21 protein-coding genes are annotated in these 16,038 nt (G+C 43.6%); all 21 read right to left on the minus strand.

Annotation, left to right across the window (positions count from 1 at the left end; translation table 11 throughout):
- Positions 1-58 precede the first annotated feature (58 nt).
- Positions 59-1,321 (minus strand): cytochrome c biogenesis protein CcsA, encoded by a 1,263-nt coding sequence (gene ccsA, locus NZ043_RS29350; RefSeq protein ID WP_091028901.1) that lies wholly within the window; start codon positions 1,319-1,321, stop codon positions 59-61.
- Positions 1,318-2,991 (minus strand): cytochrome c biogenesis protein ResB, encoded by a 1,674-nt coding sequence (locus tag NZ043_RS29355; protein WP_133385353.1) that lies wholly within the window; start codon positions 2,989-2,991, stop codon positions 1,318-1,320. The genes ccsA and NZ043_RS29355 overlap by 4 nt, the downstream gene beginning before the upstream one ends.
- Positions 2,992-3,005: 14 nt before the next feature.
- Positions 3,006-3,533 carry a redoxin family protein gene (locus tag NZ043_RS29360; RefSeq protein ID WP_017687661.1) on the minus strand — a complete coding sequence of 176 codons (528 nt, stop codon included), beginning with the start codon at positions 3,531-3,533 and terminating at the stop codon, positions 3,006-3,008.
- Between the two features lie 134 nt (positions 3,534-3,667).
- Positions 3,668-4,417, minus strand: coding sequence for a pseudouridine synthase (locus NZ043_RS29365; protein WP_062835222.1), 750 nt, complete (start codon positions 4,415-4,417; stop codon positions 3,668-3,670).
- A gap of 196 nt (positions 4,418-4,613) precedes the next feature.
- On the minus strand, positions 4,614-5,432 hold the full coding sequence (locus tag NZ043_RS29370) for a serine protease (protein WP_339309917.1): 819 nt from the start codon (positions 5,430-5,432) through the stop codon (positions 4,614-4,616).
- A gap of 63 nt (positions 5,433-5,495) precedes the next feature.
- Positions 5,496-6,029 (minus strand): spore maturation protein, encoded by a 534-nt coding sequence (locus tag NZ043_RS29375; protein WP_017687658.1) that lies wholly within the window; start codon positions 6,027-6,029, stop codon positions 5,496-5,498.
- A 6-nt stretch (positions 6,030-6,035) separates the two neighbouring features.
- The gene (locus tag NZ043_RS29380) at positions 6,036-6,662 is read right to left on the minus strand and encodes a nucleoside recognition domain-containing protein (protein WP_133385355.1); all 627 of its coding nucleotides are present in this window, start codon (positions 6,660-6,662) and stop codon (positions 6,036-6,038) included.
- Between the two features lie 31 nt (positions 6,663-6,693).
- Complete coding sequence (locus NZ043_RS29385; protein WP_339309918.1) at positions 6,694-7,887, minus strand: D-alanyl-D-alanine carboxypeptidase family protein; 1,194 nt, start codon at positions 7,885-7,887, stop codon at positions 6,694-6,696.
- A 163-nt stretch (positions 7,888-8,050) separates the two neighbouring features.
- The gene (locus tag NZ043_RS29390; RefSeq protein WP_339309919.1) at positions 8,051-8,854 is read right to left on the minus strand and encodes a sigma-70 family RNA polymerase sigma factor; all 804 of its coding nucleotides are present in this window, start codon (positions 8,852-8,854) and stop codon (positions 8,051-8,053) included.
- Between the two features lie 66 nt (positions 8,855-8,920).
- Complete coding sequence (locus NZ043_RS29395; RefSeq protein WP_339309920.1) at positions 8,921-9,622, minus strand: lytic transglycosylase domain-containing protein; 702 nt, start codon at positions 9,620-9,622, stop codon at positions 8,921-8,923.
- Positions 9,623-9,685: 63 nt separating this feature from the next.
- Entirely contained in the window at positions 9,686-9,901 is a 216-nt protein-coding gene (locus NZ043_RS29400) for a hypothetical protein (RefSeq protein ID WP_339309921.1), read from the minus strand.
- Complete coding sequence (locus NZ043_RS29405; RefSeq protein ID WP_339309922.1) at positions 9,898-10,272, minus strand: hypothetical protein; 375 nt, start codon at positions 10,270-10,272, stop codon at positions 9,898-9,900. Before NZ043_RS29405 ends, NZ043_RS29400 begins: the two co-directional genes overlap by 4 nt.
- 78 nt (positions 10,273-10,350) lie before the next feature.
- Positions 10,351-10,737 carry a hypothetical protein gene (locus NZ043_RS29410; protein WP_339309923.1) on the minus strand — a complete coding sequence of 129 codons (387 nt, stop codon included), beginning with the start codon at positions 10,735-10,737 and terminating at the stop codon, positions 10,351-10,353.
- A gap of 135 nt (positions 10,738-10,872) precedes the next feature.
- Positions 10,873-11,439, minus strand: coding sequence for a sigma-70 family RNA polymerase sigma factor (locus NZ043_RS29415; protein ID WP_133385362.1), 567 nt, complete (start codon positions 11,437-11,439; stop codon positions 10,873-10,875).
- 599 nt (positions 11,440-12,038) lie between these two features.
- The gene (locus NZ043_RS29420; protein ID WP_036607758.1) at positions 12,039-12,455 is read right to left on the minus strand and encodes a Na-translocating system protein MpsC family protein; all 417 of its coding nucleotides are present in this window, start codon (positions 12,453-12,455) and stop codon (positions 12,039-12,041) included.
- 234 nt (positions 12,456-12,689) lie between these two features.
- Positions 12,690-12,887 (minus strand): hypothetical protein, encoded by a 198-nt coding sequence (locus NZ043_RS29425; RefSeq protein WP_133385363.1) that lies wholly within the window; start codon positions 12,885-12,887, stop codon positions 12,690-12,692.
- Positions 12,856-13,179, minus strand: a complete 324-nt coding sequence (locus tag NZ043_RS29430) for a hypothetical protein (protein WP_133385364.1) — start codon at positions 13,177-13,179, stop codon at positions 12,856-12,858. Before NZ043_RS29430 ends, NZ043_RS29425 begins: the two co-directional genes overlap by 32 nt.
- 157 nt (positions 13,180-13,336) lie before the next feature.
- A complete protein-coding gene (locus NZ043_RS29435) occupies positions 13,337-14,248 on the minus strand; it encodes a hypothetical protein (RefSeq protein WP_133385365.1) in 912 nt (303 codons plus the stop codon).
- A 15-nt stretch (positions 14,249-14,263) separates the two neighbouring features.
- On the minus strand, positions 14,264-14,659 hold the full coding sequence (locus NZ043_RS29440) for a hypothetical protein (protein WP_076331360.1): 396 nt from the start codon (positions 14,657-14,659) through the stop codon (positions 14,264-14,266).
- Positions 14,656-15,216, minus strand: coding sequence for a hypothetical protein (locus NZ043_RS29445; protein WP_133385366.1), 561 nt, complete (start codon positions 15,214-15,216; stop codon positions 14,656-14,658). Before NZ043_RS29445 ends, NZ043_RS29440 begins: the two co-directional genes overlap by 4 nt.
- A 14-nt stretch (positions 15,217-15,230) precedes the next feature.
- The gene (locus tag NZ043_RS29450) at positions 15,231-16,022 is read right to left on the minus strand and encodes a hypothetical protein (protein ID WP_133385367.1); all 792 of its coding nucleotides are present in this window, start codon (positions 16,020-16,022) and stop codon (positions 15,231-15,233) included.
- Positions 16,023-16,038 lie beyond the last annotated feature (16 nt).

Genomic DNA, 16,038 nt, shown 5'->3' on the forward strand with positions numbered 1-16,038 from the left:
TAAAAAGGTACGTTTGTGTTCCCGCTTCTAAACTCAACCTTTGAGTTACGAGTCTGTCCTAGTCCGCTCCAGCGTAAGAATGTAATCCAGCAATGATCAAATTCACCCCAACTAGCGTAAACATGACGACCAGGAAGCCAAGAACTGCAAGCCATGCAGACTTCTGACCTTGCCAACCTCTGGATAAACGCAAATGCAGATACACACTATAATATAGCCATGTAATCAATGCCCACACCTCTTTAGGGTCCCAACCCCAAAAGCGACTCCAGGCAATCTGAGCCCAGATCATGGCAAAAATTAATGCTCCCAGCGTAAATATCGGAAAACCAATCGCAATCGCGCGATAACTTATCTCATCCAGATCATCGGCATCGATTCCATCCATCATTGGTTGTAACGCTTGTCCAAGTGGTCTGCGCACAAGAAGTCGTACAATTCCATACAGGATCAGACCTACAATAAGTGACCAAACCACCGTATTCAGCTTGCGCCCGGCATTTACCCCGTTCATCCAGGAAGGCGTCTCAAGTAAAGGTTTTTCCATGCCAAGAAACGGTGTCATGCTCTCCACTTCGCTATTATATGGTGCAAAAATCGGAGGCATGCGATAAATCACTTTCTCTATTGTACTATTTTCCTGTACCTCTGTGTCAATGCTGACCGTTTTCTGTACAAAAACCGCCTCGTAACCAGCTGTACGAAAGGCAAATACCGTTCCGATGAATCCGATGACTACAACGATCGTAACCAGAGTGAATTCAACCCATCCTCGTTGACGTCTTGAAGATTTGTCTTTACCACTGAAATCAACAGTACGGAGCAAATACATGAACCCTGCGGCAAAACCCACGGCGAAGAATGCTTCACCAAGCGCGGCCAACGTCACGTGAATTTTCAGCCAGATGGACTGAAGTGCCGGGATTAATGGTTGTACCTCCTGAGGAAATACAGCGGCGTACGCCATAATAATAATGGTAAGTGGTAACGCAAACAAACCCAGTAATGACTTGCGGTATATGGCATATACAACAATAAATGCAACCATGATCATCATGGACAGAAAAGACATAAACTCATACATGTTACTAACTGGGATATGACCTGCGCCAGCCCATCGGGTTACAAAAAATACGATATGTGCCGCTAAAGCGACAGTCGAAGCGATAAAAGCTCTTTTACCCCAGCGATTCATATGGTCCAGAGGATCACGATTACTCCATTTTTTGCCCATGACTGCAACAGCATATAACAAGAATGCAGCACAATAGAGAAAGAAAGATACGATAAATGCGTCGCTGCTGAAATCCAATAATCTCATGCCTGATTCCCCCCGTTATCCAACGACTTCTCTTCCACTTCCAGATTCATCTGTTTCAAGACGGCCGCAACTTCACGCCTGAAGCCAAACCAGTTTTTGTTGGTATGTCCACCCAATGTGAGCTGTTTATCATCAAAACGAATCCAGATGCGGCGATGATGCCAATAAAAACCCATGACGAGACCCAACATAACAATACCGGCTCCTACCCACACAAAAGGCATTGCCTTATCCACTCTTATATTGAGATAACTTACGGACTGAATAATATCGACCTTGTCCATGCTGTCTACTTCCAGCTGTAAAGGAATCTCAGCTCCAATCAGCTGTTGGTTAATCGCATCCTGTTGAAACCGTTGTTTATCAATCTGCTTTGCAAAGTACAGATATTGTATCCCCTCTTCGGGCAGATCCGGTCCCTTGATGAGAAAGAGAAAAGCAGGTGCATTAGGTGAAGGCGATTTTGATTTGGGCTGACCATTCTCATCCAATCCAAAGTCCATAAACTTTTCTTTTACCGTGAGCTTATAAAGACCAGCTTCAAATGTTCTTTGGGTATCTACCATATCAATCTTAATTGGCCCATATACTTCACCCGTCTTTGTATTGACCAGATCAGGCGTTACGGAACGAATGGTGGGTGTTAGATCATAATCAAACTGATATGCTTTCAGACCGTTATAATTCAATGGATGATTCACGCGTACATCATGTCTGGCCACCTCAGCTAACTGAGGTTTCTTCGAGAGATCCGAACAATCTGCTGTACATTCATACAAAACAACTTTTGTTTCAAACAGTTTGGGAACGGTCTTATTCAGGTTACGGAATTGCTCAGGTACTTCTTCCTCACTGTAGAATTCAACATTAAACTGTTCATTTTTCAGATACATCGACGTATTCGGGATCTTTTTGATCTCCCCTTCAGGAAAAGCAACGTGCTCGTCCAGATTCAGACCAGGAAGTCCTCGTGCGAGCACCGCCAGCAAAAATATAATGAGTCCAATATGGATGACATATGGGCCCCATCGACTGAATCGCTGTTTCTCGGCGAGTAATGCATCTCCCTGGGTGTGCACGCGGTATCCTTTCTTTTTCAACGGCGTAACCGCTTTCTTAACCCAGTCTTCTGGTGCCTCTTCGATGGTACCTTGGTACACCAGACGCTGTCTTGTCAAAAATTGCGTATGTTTACGTATTCTCTGTTTATTCAGTGCTTTGTAGAGCGGTAGGACGCGATCCAGACTGCATATCACCAATGATGCCCCAATCAGCACCAGCAGTAGAATAAACCACCAGGATTCGTATGTATGAGATAAACCCAACAGATAATAGATGTGACCCAACTGACCGTATGTTTCTTTGTAATACACGGAAGGATCAATATTCAAGAATGTACTTTCTTGCGGATAGATTGTACCAAGCATAGAACCCACCAGCGTAAAAACAATCATATAAACGGCAATTTTAACGGAAGAAAAAAAGTTCCATATGCGGTCAATGATATTGGGATTACTGCGCTGTGAACGGCGCGCCATGCCATCATAACGCATTTCCAACACTTCATCCGATTTAGCTTCAGACTCCAGCAGCGGTTTCCCACATGCCTCACATAGTACAGTGCCTACCGGATTCTGGTGTCCGCACTCACATTTGGTATTTTGGAACACGAATAGACCTCCTGTCAGGGCTGCTTCGCCAGTTGCGAAATTTGAGCGTCAAGTGTGTCCAAATCAAGTTGACCGATATGAATGGTAGAGATTTTGCCCGTGTCGGATACAAAGAATGTTGTTGGCATCGGAGAGATCCCAAAATCACGAACCGAGTTTTTCTCCCGATCAAGCATGATTGGAAACGTAACGCCAACCTGCCGTACAAAATTATCCACGGTCATCTGGTCTTCTCCAACATTAATTCCGACAAATTGTACTCCCTGGTCCTTCCATTTGTCAGCTTGTGCCTGAAGTGCAGGCATTTCTTTAACACAAGGTTCACACCATGTGCCCCAGAAATTGATCACCATCGCTTTTCCTTTGTACTCATCAGACGTATGAACTTGACCATCCAGGCCCAGCAGTTCAAAAGAAGGAGACTTGTCCCCTTCCTTTGGCTTGCCATTCGAGCCGGATACCGATGTGGTAATCGCATATCCGCCCAACACCAGGATCAATAACAAAATGACGATTTGCACCGTTCTTCTTGATTTCCCCATGTGCTGCTCCCCTTTTATGTGACTGTAGCATTCGCATCTTATTGGTCTAAGACAACTGTGAACATCCTATGAACAATTATAGCGAATTTCGTCACAAAACTGCGGCGGTTTTATGAAAATTGTGTGTCCTCACATTACCTTTTTTTCATTTTTTTGGCTGGTTCTGATTGTGCGAGGGTAATCAGGTTGTTGACTTCTTCTTTGGTCAGATTACGTGTCAGACCACGTTTCAGGTTTTGTAGCAAAATACCACCAAACGAAATCCGTTTCAGACGGGTTACCGGATGGTTGATCGCCTCAAACATGCGTCTAACCTGACGGTTACGTCCTTCATAGATCGTAATGGAAATGACCGACTCATTAGCGGCTGTATCCACATCTTTGTACTCTACCTCTGCAGGAGCAGTCATGCCGTCATCCAGCATAATGCCTGTCTTTAATTTCTCCAGAGCTGTACCATGCGGCACACCTTTAACCGTTGCATGATACGTTTTGGGTACGTGATGTTTAGGATGCGTCAACAAATGTGCGAACTCACCATCATTGGTAAGGATCAATAAGCCCTCTGTGTCATAATCCAGACGACCCACAGGATATACACGTTCCTTAACACCTTTCAGGTAGTCGGATACAATCTTCCGACCTTCCGGGTCAGATGCACTTGTGATTACGCCTTTTGGCTTGTTCAACATCAAGTACACTTTTTTCTCACTGCGGATTGGTTTTCCATTAACCGTAATCATATCCTCTTCGGGGTTCGCTTTTGTACCCAGTTCGGTTACGACCTCCCCGTTAACTTCTACTTTGCCGGACAGGATTAGTTCCTCGCTCTTGCGGCGGGATGCAATGCCTGCCTGTGCGATAATTTTTTGTAATCTTTCCATGTTTGTCATGTCACCTCACACTAATGATACCCATCATGCAAGGAAATCACAAGGATAATCCAAGGATTTTGCAAACTGGCGATACGAATACCCACTTTAGGCCACCTTCCTCTTTGAGATTGACGCAAAAAAAGCCTACCTTTACACGACCTGTTGAACACAGATGGCGTAAAGATAAGCCTTTTCCTCAAACTATTTAATTGGAAACTTTGCCGGCAACTGCAACCTGTTTTTTGGCAGGCGTAGCGCTGTCTTTAATGAAAGACTGCAATGTTTTGGAAGTAATATAATAGGTACGTCCACCATACACAAATGTCATCATACCAATAACCCGGTTGTTCTGATCCAGAACAGGGCCACCTGAATTACCCTGTGCCATGGATTTCACAATACTGCCGATTCCCTTTTTGCCTGGAACATCCGAAGCTTGGGAACTGAACACTCGACTTTTGGCTATCGTATTGTAGGTTGAAGGAAAATCTTCATCCAGGATGACAAGATCACCAGCAGGATTTTTGGGGAATCCAATCGTATAGACAACCTGGTTATCCCTCGCATTTGCAAATGTGACCGGTTGGGCGTCTATTTCCTTGTCCAGCTTCAACAGCGCCATGTCTGTCACCGGATCTGTCTTAATAATCTTTGCCTTTACAGGCTTACCTAAGGAACCCGGGCTCGCAACAGTCAGTGTACCTTCATCACCATCAGACAATTCAGCAAAACTCTGAACGACATGGTAATTCGTGAGTACTTCATCCTTTGAGATCAGTATCGAGGTACCAACATCATAATATACCATATCGGGTTCATGCTGCTTGACCAAACGTACATTCACGACTGGAAAAGAATCCGCTGTGACTGCCATTTGTGCACGCAGCTGTTTGTCGAAGTAACCTGTAAAATGTATCGTCTGAACGGCTTGAGCCGCCGCCAGCCCCGTTGACCCTGCAAGCATGGCAAGGGCAAGCACACCTGACATTCCGACACGGAGCATTCGTTTCCAACTCTTCTGCATGTCTCACTCTCCTCCGCTATTATTCTAGCATATCTAATATATCGGAAGGAAAGGAGATATCTTTTAACCAAAAACGAGCAAACAAATGGCAAGGGCAGCAATAAAACCAACGACATCGGAAAACAACCCTACTTTGAGTGCATATCGACCGTTCCGTATACCTACAGCCCCAAAATAAACAGTCAGCACATATAACGTAGTGTCTGTACTCCCCTGAATCGTAGATGCCATACGTCCGATCATGGAGTCAGGGCCATGGGTTTTGATCAGATCGGTTGTAAACGCCAGAGAGCCTGTCCCCGTTAAAGGACGCAGTATTCCGAGTGGCAACACTTCGCCTGGAACACCCATCCAGGACACCAGCGGAGCGAACAGGCTAATCACAAAATCCAGTGCACCCGAGGCACGAAATACGCTGATTGCGACCATCATGCCCACGAGATGCGGAATAATACTGATTGCAGTAGAGAAACCATCCTTGGCCCCATCAACAAAGGATTCGTAAACCGGGACCTTTTTGGTAAACGCATATAATGGAACAAACGCGATAATAACCGGGATGGCCCAGACGGAGATCCAGTTGATGAAGGTTAACAAAGGTGCTCATCCTTTCATGCCGGGATTGCCACTTTTCGGTACGCGCGGCGGTTTGTGTAAAGCCCTGTTCCGATACCAGCGATCGGCGATTATAGCAGCAAGTGTAGCGATAATGGTAGCCATCAATGTTGTTCCCACAATCTCTGTTGCATTGGCGGAATGATAGTTTAAGCGGATGGCGATCAGCGTTGTCGGAATAATGGTAATACTAGCCGTATTCAGAGCCAGTAAGGTGCACATCGCAGGAGAAGCGGTTTGTTTGTCCGGATTAAGCTCCTGCAGTTGTTGCATGGCTTTAATTCCCATCGGAGTAGCCGCATTTCCTAGCCCCAGCAGATTCGCACTCATATTGGAGAGAATATAACCCATCGCCGGATGATTTTTGGGCACATCGGGGAATAGGAAGCCCACAACCGGACCGAGCAGCTTGGCAATCCGGGCCAAGAGGCCAGCATCCTCAGCCATTTTCATCATACCCATCCAGAACACAAGCACACTAATCAGTCCAAAACAGACCGTGACTCCCGTTGCCGCCCCATCAAAAGCGGCTTGCGTGACCACTTCGATATTGCCGTTGACGGCTGCAAAAGCAAATCCGATTAAAATCATGAGCAGCCAAATTAGATTAATCATGGATTATATCCTCCCTTCAATGGCGATTTAGCTAAGGAGACAACAGGTGGCTTAACACGGCACGCCATGCAGCTGCCCAGGAAGAGACATCACCGATTCCACCCAGCGTTGCATCTTCTGTCTTCGGTTCAGGAGGAATATAACTGCCTTTGCGATACACCGGAATTGAGCCAACAAGTTTGCCGTCAAGCTGCATATCAATGCGACCTGCCAATCCGAACGAAGGATCTGTCGATTGTTCCTTGCCTTCGACTTTCGTTTCCGACTGGGCGCGATTCTCGTGCAGAATCAACTTTTTGGTCAATGAACTTTTCTCACTCTCGGCCAGAGGATACCAGAATCCCCGGCCCGTAACGACATCTGTATTTTGCACAGGCTGTTCTTGCTTCGCGATCTCTACCAAGGGGAAGTATTCAAACCCGAAATCAAGCATCCGAGCATGATCGTTCCAATCGTTTCCGTCGTTCAACGTTACCGCGGCGAGCTGCTGTCCATTGCGTGTAGCCGAGCTGACCAAACATCTGAAAGCTTTCTTGGTGTAACCGGTTTTCACTCCATCTGCACCTTCGTACATCCGCAGCATTTTATTTTTGTTGTGCCAAGAGTATTCCCAGCTTTCATTGGGGTTCGGTGCGGATTTGTCCTCCGTGGCTACGATGCGTTTGAACACCGGATTGTGCAACGCATATGCCGTTAATCTGGCCAAGTCATTGGCTGTAGAATAATGACCTTCTGCATCCAGTCCATGAGGGTTCATAAAGTGGGAATGTGACAGACCGATTTGCTCTGCCTTTTTGTTCATTAACAGAACAAAACCTTCTTCCGAACCACCTACATGTTCCGCTATTGCAGAGGCCGCGTCATTGCCTGAACGGAGCATTAGCCCGTACAACATGTTCTCGAGTGTCATCTCTTCACCTAACTTCAGATAGAGAGACGATCCTTCTTTGGCAAATGCCGTGGGAGACACTTTCACTTTCTCATCCAGCTTGCTGTGTTCAATCGCTACGATCGCCGTCATGATTTTGGTCAAACTGGCAATTCGCAGTTCCTTATCCCCATCCTTGCTGTATAAGATCCGTCCTGATGTGACATCAATGAGAGCAGCGCTTTGCGCATGTGTAGACGGACCTTGAATGGTTGCCTGGGCTTGAGTAACCCCTAATGAAGACAGCAAGAAGACAGGGATAAGCATGCATGCAAGAACTTTCGTTATTTTTCGCATCAATTCATTCCTCCGGGTCACTTGGAATCTTGTACTATCTTATGTTCGGACAACTTGGAGTATGTCCCATAGGGCAAAAACAGCAAAAATCCCTCACCGCTTCGATGCGGGAGGGACGTTATGTATGAGACATTATATAAGATATGAAGGGCTGAGACGACAATCAAGCCTGATCCTTTTTATCCAGCATTTTAGCTACTTTTCGCATAATTCTAGAGACCCTCATCTGGCTAATGTCTTCCATATCTGCGGTCTGGGTTTGATTAAATCCTTCTACACGATGCTTCAGTACAGTCACTTCTTTCTCACTAAGCTTGCGCTTGACCGAATCAATAACCGCATCAACGTATAACTTGTCCAGAATATCTTCTTCAATATTCTCCCCGCTATAGATGGTATCCATCAACGTCACGGATTGAGTTTGTTGATCATCAGCACCTACAGGCTCATCCAGGTATTTCACACCTTTACCCACTTGAAGTACTTTATTGATCTTTTCTTCTTCCTCATCCAGCAGCAATGCGATTTCATGTGCTGGTGGCAGATAACCCATATCGTGTTCAAGTCGATTGATTCGGTTAATTAATTCTGTAGCTGTGCGAGTTGGACGAATAATGCTTGCACTATCTCTCAGAAAACATCGGATTTCTCTAACAATCGCAGTGACAGCAAACGAACTAAATTTCACGCCCCGCCCCGTATCAAATGCCCTAATCGCTTTGATGAATCCCAGACGGCCCAGTTGAAGAATATCATCCTTCTCTACACAATGATTTTTAATAATCATTTCGGGCTTTCCAATATACTTATGAACGGAGTGCCAAATCAGGTTCTCATTAACCAGAATACAATCCCCGAGGAAATGCTCATCGAGCTTACAACGTTCAATATTTTCTACGTCATCCATTGTGTAATACTTCTTGTCTGCCTGCAAATTCGTGCTAATATGTTCTGGAAATTTTCCCATTTGGATCTCCCTATGTAAAATTGATAAACGATCTTATAGTATTCAAACTCTATTGTTAAATGATGTTTATTGACCTTTTTTGATTATTTGAAGCATCTTGTTATGATGTTCCTTCACTTGATCGTAGTACCAGGAGCGAGCCTTTCCCTTAGCTACATTGCCTTCTCCCTGATTGTACGCAATGGTTGCTGTACGAAGATTTCCATCGTACTTATCTATAAGATATTCCAAGTATAGAATGCTTGTCCTGATATTCGTTTCAGGCTTATGTAGCTCCTGTTTACTCACTCCAAACGATTTCGCTGTGCTAGGAAGAATCTGAAGTAAACCAATCGCTCCATGGGATGATACACTTTCCTCTAACATCCGGCTCTCTTGCCACATCATAGCCAGAATCCAGACGGAATCGATATCCGTATCCTTCGAATATCGAACTACCCACCTCACATATTTCAGCAGTTTTGCCCGGCTCACTCTTTTCTCATGGTGGAGTTTTATATACTGCTCAAGCATATCCGTCATTTGTATGTGCGCCGGAGCAACCGATTTAACTTGTTTATGTTGTTTTTCTTTCTTTTCTTGTTTTTCTTGCTTCGTTGGCTTTACTTGCTTTAACTGCTCTTCTTGTGTTACTCCCTTTAATCTCTTGGAGTCAAGCACTTCTTCGTCAATCGGTTTGTAATTTCCCAATGCTGATAGACTCCCGTATTGCGAAGCTAATATCACAACAGCAATAACAATACTTATTACTCTTTCTACAGTGAGCAACAGATTCGCCCACCTCCTTACTGAAAGCCTCTATATTATAGAAGGAATAATCTCATACATAAGTTAAGATTGGTCTTGTTCACTTGGCTGATATACAATGATTGCTGCAAATTCCAACGTGTTACTGGATGGATCAACAGTGGAGATAAACTCCAGTCCGGTAACGAACGTGTGTGGTTTGGATAACATCCATGCGTTGATTAATTCTTCCACACCTGTAGCGCTAGCGGACACAAACGTTTTTACAGCTAAATCCGAAGCGTAGTTTAACACCTTCATTGCTCTTCACCAGATGTTTCTTGTTCCTCTTCCTTTTTCTCTTCAATAAGTTGATTAAACTCCTCTTCGGTCAGTTCATGAATCTCCAATTCGTAAGCACTTGTCAGAATGTACCCCATACCATCCGTTAAATGAACGTTATAAAATGTTTGTAGTTCTTCATGGAAGGTACCCTCTTCGTAGTTGAATCCAATAACAGCTTTTTCGTAACCAGCTACACGACCAGCAAACCATACGTTCGCTTTTGTTGTTGCGCCAGTTGGCGTCTGGATTTCATGCATATTAGTCGGCGCGTGGATATACTTTCCAATCATACTGGCTACGATTTCTTCCGTTAATTTATCATCTTTTGCTTTGATCATATGTGTCATTGAATTATTCCTCCATTAGTTAAAGTCTAGCGAATATTCTTGCCCTTACATTCTCTATACGTGTTATCGGAGCGGCAGTTAAATTGGAGCCGCAGATAAAGTATTGGTTCCGCTGCTTAGGACCATATAGTTCTTCCGCATATGGTGTACAGCCACGTCCAGATCAGCCACTCGTTTGGAGACAAAATCTTCGATGACAGGCTCCAATGGCCTGAAACCTACACCCAAGATCGGTTTTTTATGTATATAAGCATGATGCATGATCACAATATCAGTAGAAGTCAAATGATCCATATCCAGATTAACCAAGACGGCATCAGCCTGTACCACTACTTTCTCAATGATCAAGGCATACTCCCTGTTGCTTAAATCAGAAGCTGTCGAAGAATCATGACTTGCCCAAGCGATATCCGAATACCCCTCTAGACGTTCCACAGAAAATCCTAAAACCACCACACTAAGCATCTTGTTCCGCCTTTCTCTCTGTACTAATCTCTCTATACGACATAAAAAAGCACCCAGTTAAGGGTGCTCTCTCTGTTCTATGTAGGCTACTGAATCTATCTTCATCAAACTTAGGCTATTAATTGCCACTTATGACTACAATGCTTCGTATTTCTCACGAATCGCTTTCCATAACTGGGATATACGTGCCTTGGATACACCTAGCATTCCTGCAATCTCTACAAATTCATATCCTGAAGTCCGAAGTTTAAAGATTTGCTTCTCACGTTCGTTCAGTTTCATATTCTCCATAATATCTGTTACAAACTCAAAATTCTCATAAGCAAACCCAGCATGACCAAGCGCTAATGCGATATCTGAGCCTTCTGATTCATCGCCACCACCCTGATCCGTGCACATGATCTGTACAGCATTAACTACACTGAGATTTTTCTCAGACATGCACTTGCGGTACATATCCTTGATCTTATTTTCAATAAGATGATCAACAAACGTCGACATTTTGGCCTTTTCTGCATCATACTTGTCCAGGGAGTTAACTAATTTGATCATAATCTCCTGGGTCACATCTTCTTTCTCCATCCCGGCAAATGTTTTCCCTCTAAGCTTGTGACGACACTTCTCCTGAGCTTTATTCAGGAACATGTCTATATCCCCAATCTCAAATAAATCATCAAAACCCATAGCAGTTTTAGCAGACATTATACATTTCCCCCATTAACTATTTAATTATTAGTAGTTCGTATTCTTTCTTCACAATCTATTTGTTATCCAGCATGATCTTACTCTACATTCCCGTTATTGCTCCCGAAATCTCATATACCTTATGTAGTCTTATTTACACAGAATTGAAGCTAATAAGCCTAATTACATACAAACGATCAAGAAATCTCCCTTTGATCCGCCTCCCTATTCCCATCCTATTACATTCAGAATAACAAATACGAACTAATGTTCGCAACATTTATTTATTTCGTTCGCTTATATGCCTTTTACTGACTATATACGAAGTATACGGTGAAAGGTAAAGCAGCATTTTTTACAAACAAAAAGACCAACACAGAGCGCACCACTGGAAAATACCAAAATGGTGGAATGTGTCGGTCTTGGTCTGACATCTATTTCGTCCCAATTACCGAAGATATGGCCTTCAAGTTCTTTAACAAGGTTATAGGCTTCGTCAAGATTATTAATCTATTCGATCGCCATAAGGGTAGTATAAGGAAATATGTAGGATATTGTCAACAACAAAAATTAGTTCCTAAGAACCTGTCCAGTATTCAAACGTTAGTTAATAGGTCTTAAGGCATGTTAATCTCATCATTTTTCAGCAGCACTTCAACATCCTTGTTCATCTTGAAGACTGTAATCTGCTCTGCAAAATCATGACCAAAAAATGTTGTTTCGATGTCTTCGATCTTCAGACCCATGTTGATATAGGAGAAAACGGGGTTGAAATCTTCTCTCATCATATGTGCTAGCTTCATCTTGTATTCGGCGAAAATTTGACTTGAGTGTGATTGCATATGTTCCAGCATGAATGCTTCAGGCTTGGTGAATTTTGCTGTAAACTTTAAGATGATAAAATGATTCATGATAGAGACTCTGGTATCTACCGGCCCGCGCTCAGTAAAATCTTTTCTTATTCTGGATGCCAACTTTGCGAGCTCTCTTTCCAAGTCTTTTATCTCAATGTCCCATCCCTCCTTGCCAATCATCCTGACCCCTTCTACTGCCCTTGAACATATGAATTCAACCTAGTTTAATCAAAACTGCTTGTACAAGACAAGTTTCAATGGATGCATTAAATCAAGTCACTATCAACTTTTCATGAAAAAGGAATAGACCCCAGAACTAGGCTTGGGGTATATCACTTTATTAACTATATTTTATAATTATTCAATTAAACTAAAACTTGGTGCTGAAAAGCTAACATTAGATAGCGTAAACGCTTAATTTATCATTTCATTGGTTAGCTCTATTTTGAGCAAACTAAACGCAACCAGGTTCAAAGCGACATTGGCACCATAGTCTTTTTCGATCAAATCGAACGCTTCTTCCGTGGCTCCAACCAGATCCTCCTTATCCGAGGTCATCTCGGTAGTAACAATTTCCTCATCATTCATTGCAAAGGTCAGCCTGTACAGCATCTGTATTCCCCTCCTTAGAGGTCAATTCAATATTTCGCACATCGGTAAGATCAATGATATGAACTACATCGTCTGTATCTTCCAACGTGATCGATTTCCCCTCGTTTTTGTGTTTGGTGAATAGTCGGCGATATTCTTGCTTAACCTCATCCGCAGTTAACGGGATTTCGCGTACGACCTTATCCGAATCTTTCTCTTTCTGTTGTAATCTTGGATTATCTTCCGTCCAGTTCACCGTTTTCTTTTTCCCACTTCCCTTGAAATAGAAATGAGCAGTAAGTTCAATATTCATCGTACACTACCTCCCGGAATAATTACGTTCTCATACTACTTTCTCTATACGCCTTGATCAGGTAATTGTTAATGCTAATCTTCATATGTAGATGTGGATTTCATAAATTATTTCGTTGTTAAAAGGAAAAAAGGACAGCATATGCTATCCTTCCGTATTAGTATTTCTTAACCGCTATGCGATTGCCGTATGAGTCATATATATATTGGAAGTTGGTTTGAACAGGTGTTGTTCCCACCCTGGTTATGGACTTGGCCACCAGTCTTCCCTCATCATACTGATAGATGACATCAACCAAAGTAGGAAGCTGCACGAAGTCCAGACCATCATATCGATATATCTCACCAATGGAAATGACCAAGAAGGAATCATCCTGCGCGTAACCTTCTGGAGAAGCTGGTAGGGTCAGTACAGGTTCTCTAACCAGCTGCTCGGTGTAATTGTCTGTAACAACTTGTCGAATAACTCTTCCCTGCATGTCAAAAGCAAAGTATGTAACCACATCCGTATAATCTACCAAGTCGCTGATTGATTCCCACGGATCAATGACATTCAGGCGTTTTCGTTCACCCCAAGTCATGCTAACATGGGTTTCTCCATCACTGATCATATCAGCACTGTGTGTGTCTGGATGTGTGTAATGGTTGGCCTCACGCTCGATGTTGGACAATTTTTCGCGTTCGTCCAGCGTCATGATAACGTTATGGCTTCCATCTGTTAACATATCAGCGCTGTGTGTAACAGGATGGTTATAGATCACCGTTTTGGTACCATTAAGATTAATGGTACCATTCTCCGGATGATTCGAAACTCGATCACCACCTACCTTTACATATTCCCCGCTGCTGTATGTATAGGTCGTTGATTCATTTTGATTGCTTGAATCTTGGCGTACTAGATATAATCTTCCTGCTTCACCCACGGTGGGCAGTTCTGTTTTGAGTCTGACCGAGACCACGTTCCCTACTGACACCGCGTCCAGTCTGCCATCAAGTGAGGGATAAGAGTCCCTGGCTTGTTTAACTTCACGTTCTACTTTGGCAGCTTTGCTGAATGAAACAATATCCATATGTTGGTCCTCCTCCTACCTCGTAGTCAAACCAACGACCTCAATATCGAAGTTGGCCACATCTGTACCCAGATTTTTTAACGACAAGTGAAGTGTTGAAGTCCCATCTACGTCCTCATATGGCAAATCGATCATATCGTAAATCCCTTCCATAAAATTCCCTGTCGAGTATTGGGCATTGTTGAAATAGAGAACCTCTGGATGCGGACCCGCACTGTTCAATACATGAAGTTCCACATTTGTCTCTCTGGACGGAATGACCCTAATCGTTTTGATCATGAATCGAGGATGTTCCATGGGAATATCAATCATTGCCTTCGCCCCACCGCCAACATACTCTACTCTTTGGGCAAACGATACTGGCAATAGCACTTTTCTCATCTCCTCCATCAGTTTCCATGTCCTGTTCAAGAGTCTTCCCTCCTTCTAGGAATATGCGTATCCGGATACCGTCGTGGACGAAGATGATTGCCAGATGTGTTTCCACTTCCGCTGTAAGACCAATCCCCCCACGTTTTCCCCACTAACCCCGCTTGCTGGACAGGAATTTTGACCTTAATGCACCAATCAAGCCCCGCAAAATTTTGTTTTGTTTTTAAACCTCTTATGGTGTCTCGAATTAAACCTGCTCCACTGGATTGGGTCAAAAATTGATGCTTCAGTATCATATTTTTTTCATTAGGAATTCCCACTCTGGTTCGTGGCCCATAAATATATTTATCCGTAACGTATCCAATCAAAAGATCATTATGGTTGTCCAGCATCCTCCATGTACCCCAACGGTAGATGTCAATTAATTCAGCCGTAGTGGATAACGTTCCTAATGTATAGACCATTTCCTTACCCTCAATGGTTAACGGAACAGCATCAAGATCGTATCCAATGCTATGGAAAACTGCCGCCTTACTCTGGGTAAAAAGAGAACCGCTCTCGGCGGTCCCTACAACTTTCCCTTGATGTATAGCCATGTCCATTCACCACCTTAATTCATCAGGACAGCAACCGTAGCTCCTGATAAGAAGCTCTGTCCACCAATCGACAGAGAATATACCTTATATGTTTTGGTGCCGACTTTGATCTCATCTCCATGAGAAACTCCGGCAGAAGGTACCGCATAGATGTCAATAAGCTCGCCTCTTGGGCCTTCCACACCATTACACATAATTACCGGAGCAAGGTGATAAAGAGACCCCCAGCCTGGATTAACAGGAAGCATGGCAGAGTAAGCATCATAAATGTTATTCACCATCTGTTTATCTTTATCACGCAACGTCCTGATCCCGTTATCCCCGTTGTAGCTGAGACCTACACTCAAACTTGAGGAATCCGTCTCTGTGGCATACCTGTTCAGAATTCCGAAGTAACCCAGATTGGATATACCGGTAACCGAGTTCACATCCCCCTGCAAATAAATAATAATACGGTTGGGTTGAACTGAAACTTGGTAATCGATTAATAGATTCGTATCAACGGCACTCGTATGACATAGGAAGTCCTTTTTTACTTCGGCTCTTCCCAAAGGTATACTACCATCTGTTGCCATCACATCTTCAGCCACACTAACGGTCAATGTGTTTCCCGTTGTTCCCTTCGTGTTTCCAACCTCAAGTCTGAAGAACAGTTTATCTGAGCCCGTTGTGCCCACCGATTTCAGCACGATCACACTCGCTGTCTCGTAAAAAACAGACCAGGGAGATCCCGCAATCGTTTTAAAGCCTTGAACAATATTCGCGAATAATTCATTCATCTTAACTTTGCCTGTGAAATTAGCCATCCCTCATAAACACCTC

Origin of the sequence: Paenibacillus sp. FSL k6-2145, assembly GCF_037976585.1 — a bacterium.
GTDB lineage: Bacteria > Bacillota > Bacilli > Paenibacillales > Paenibacillaceae > Paenibacillus.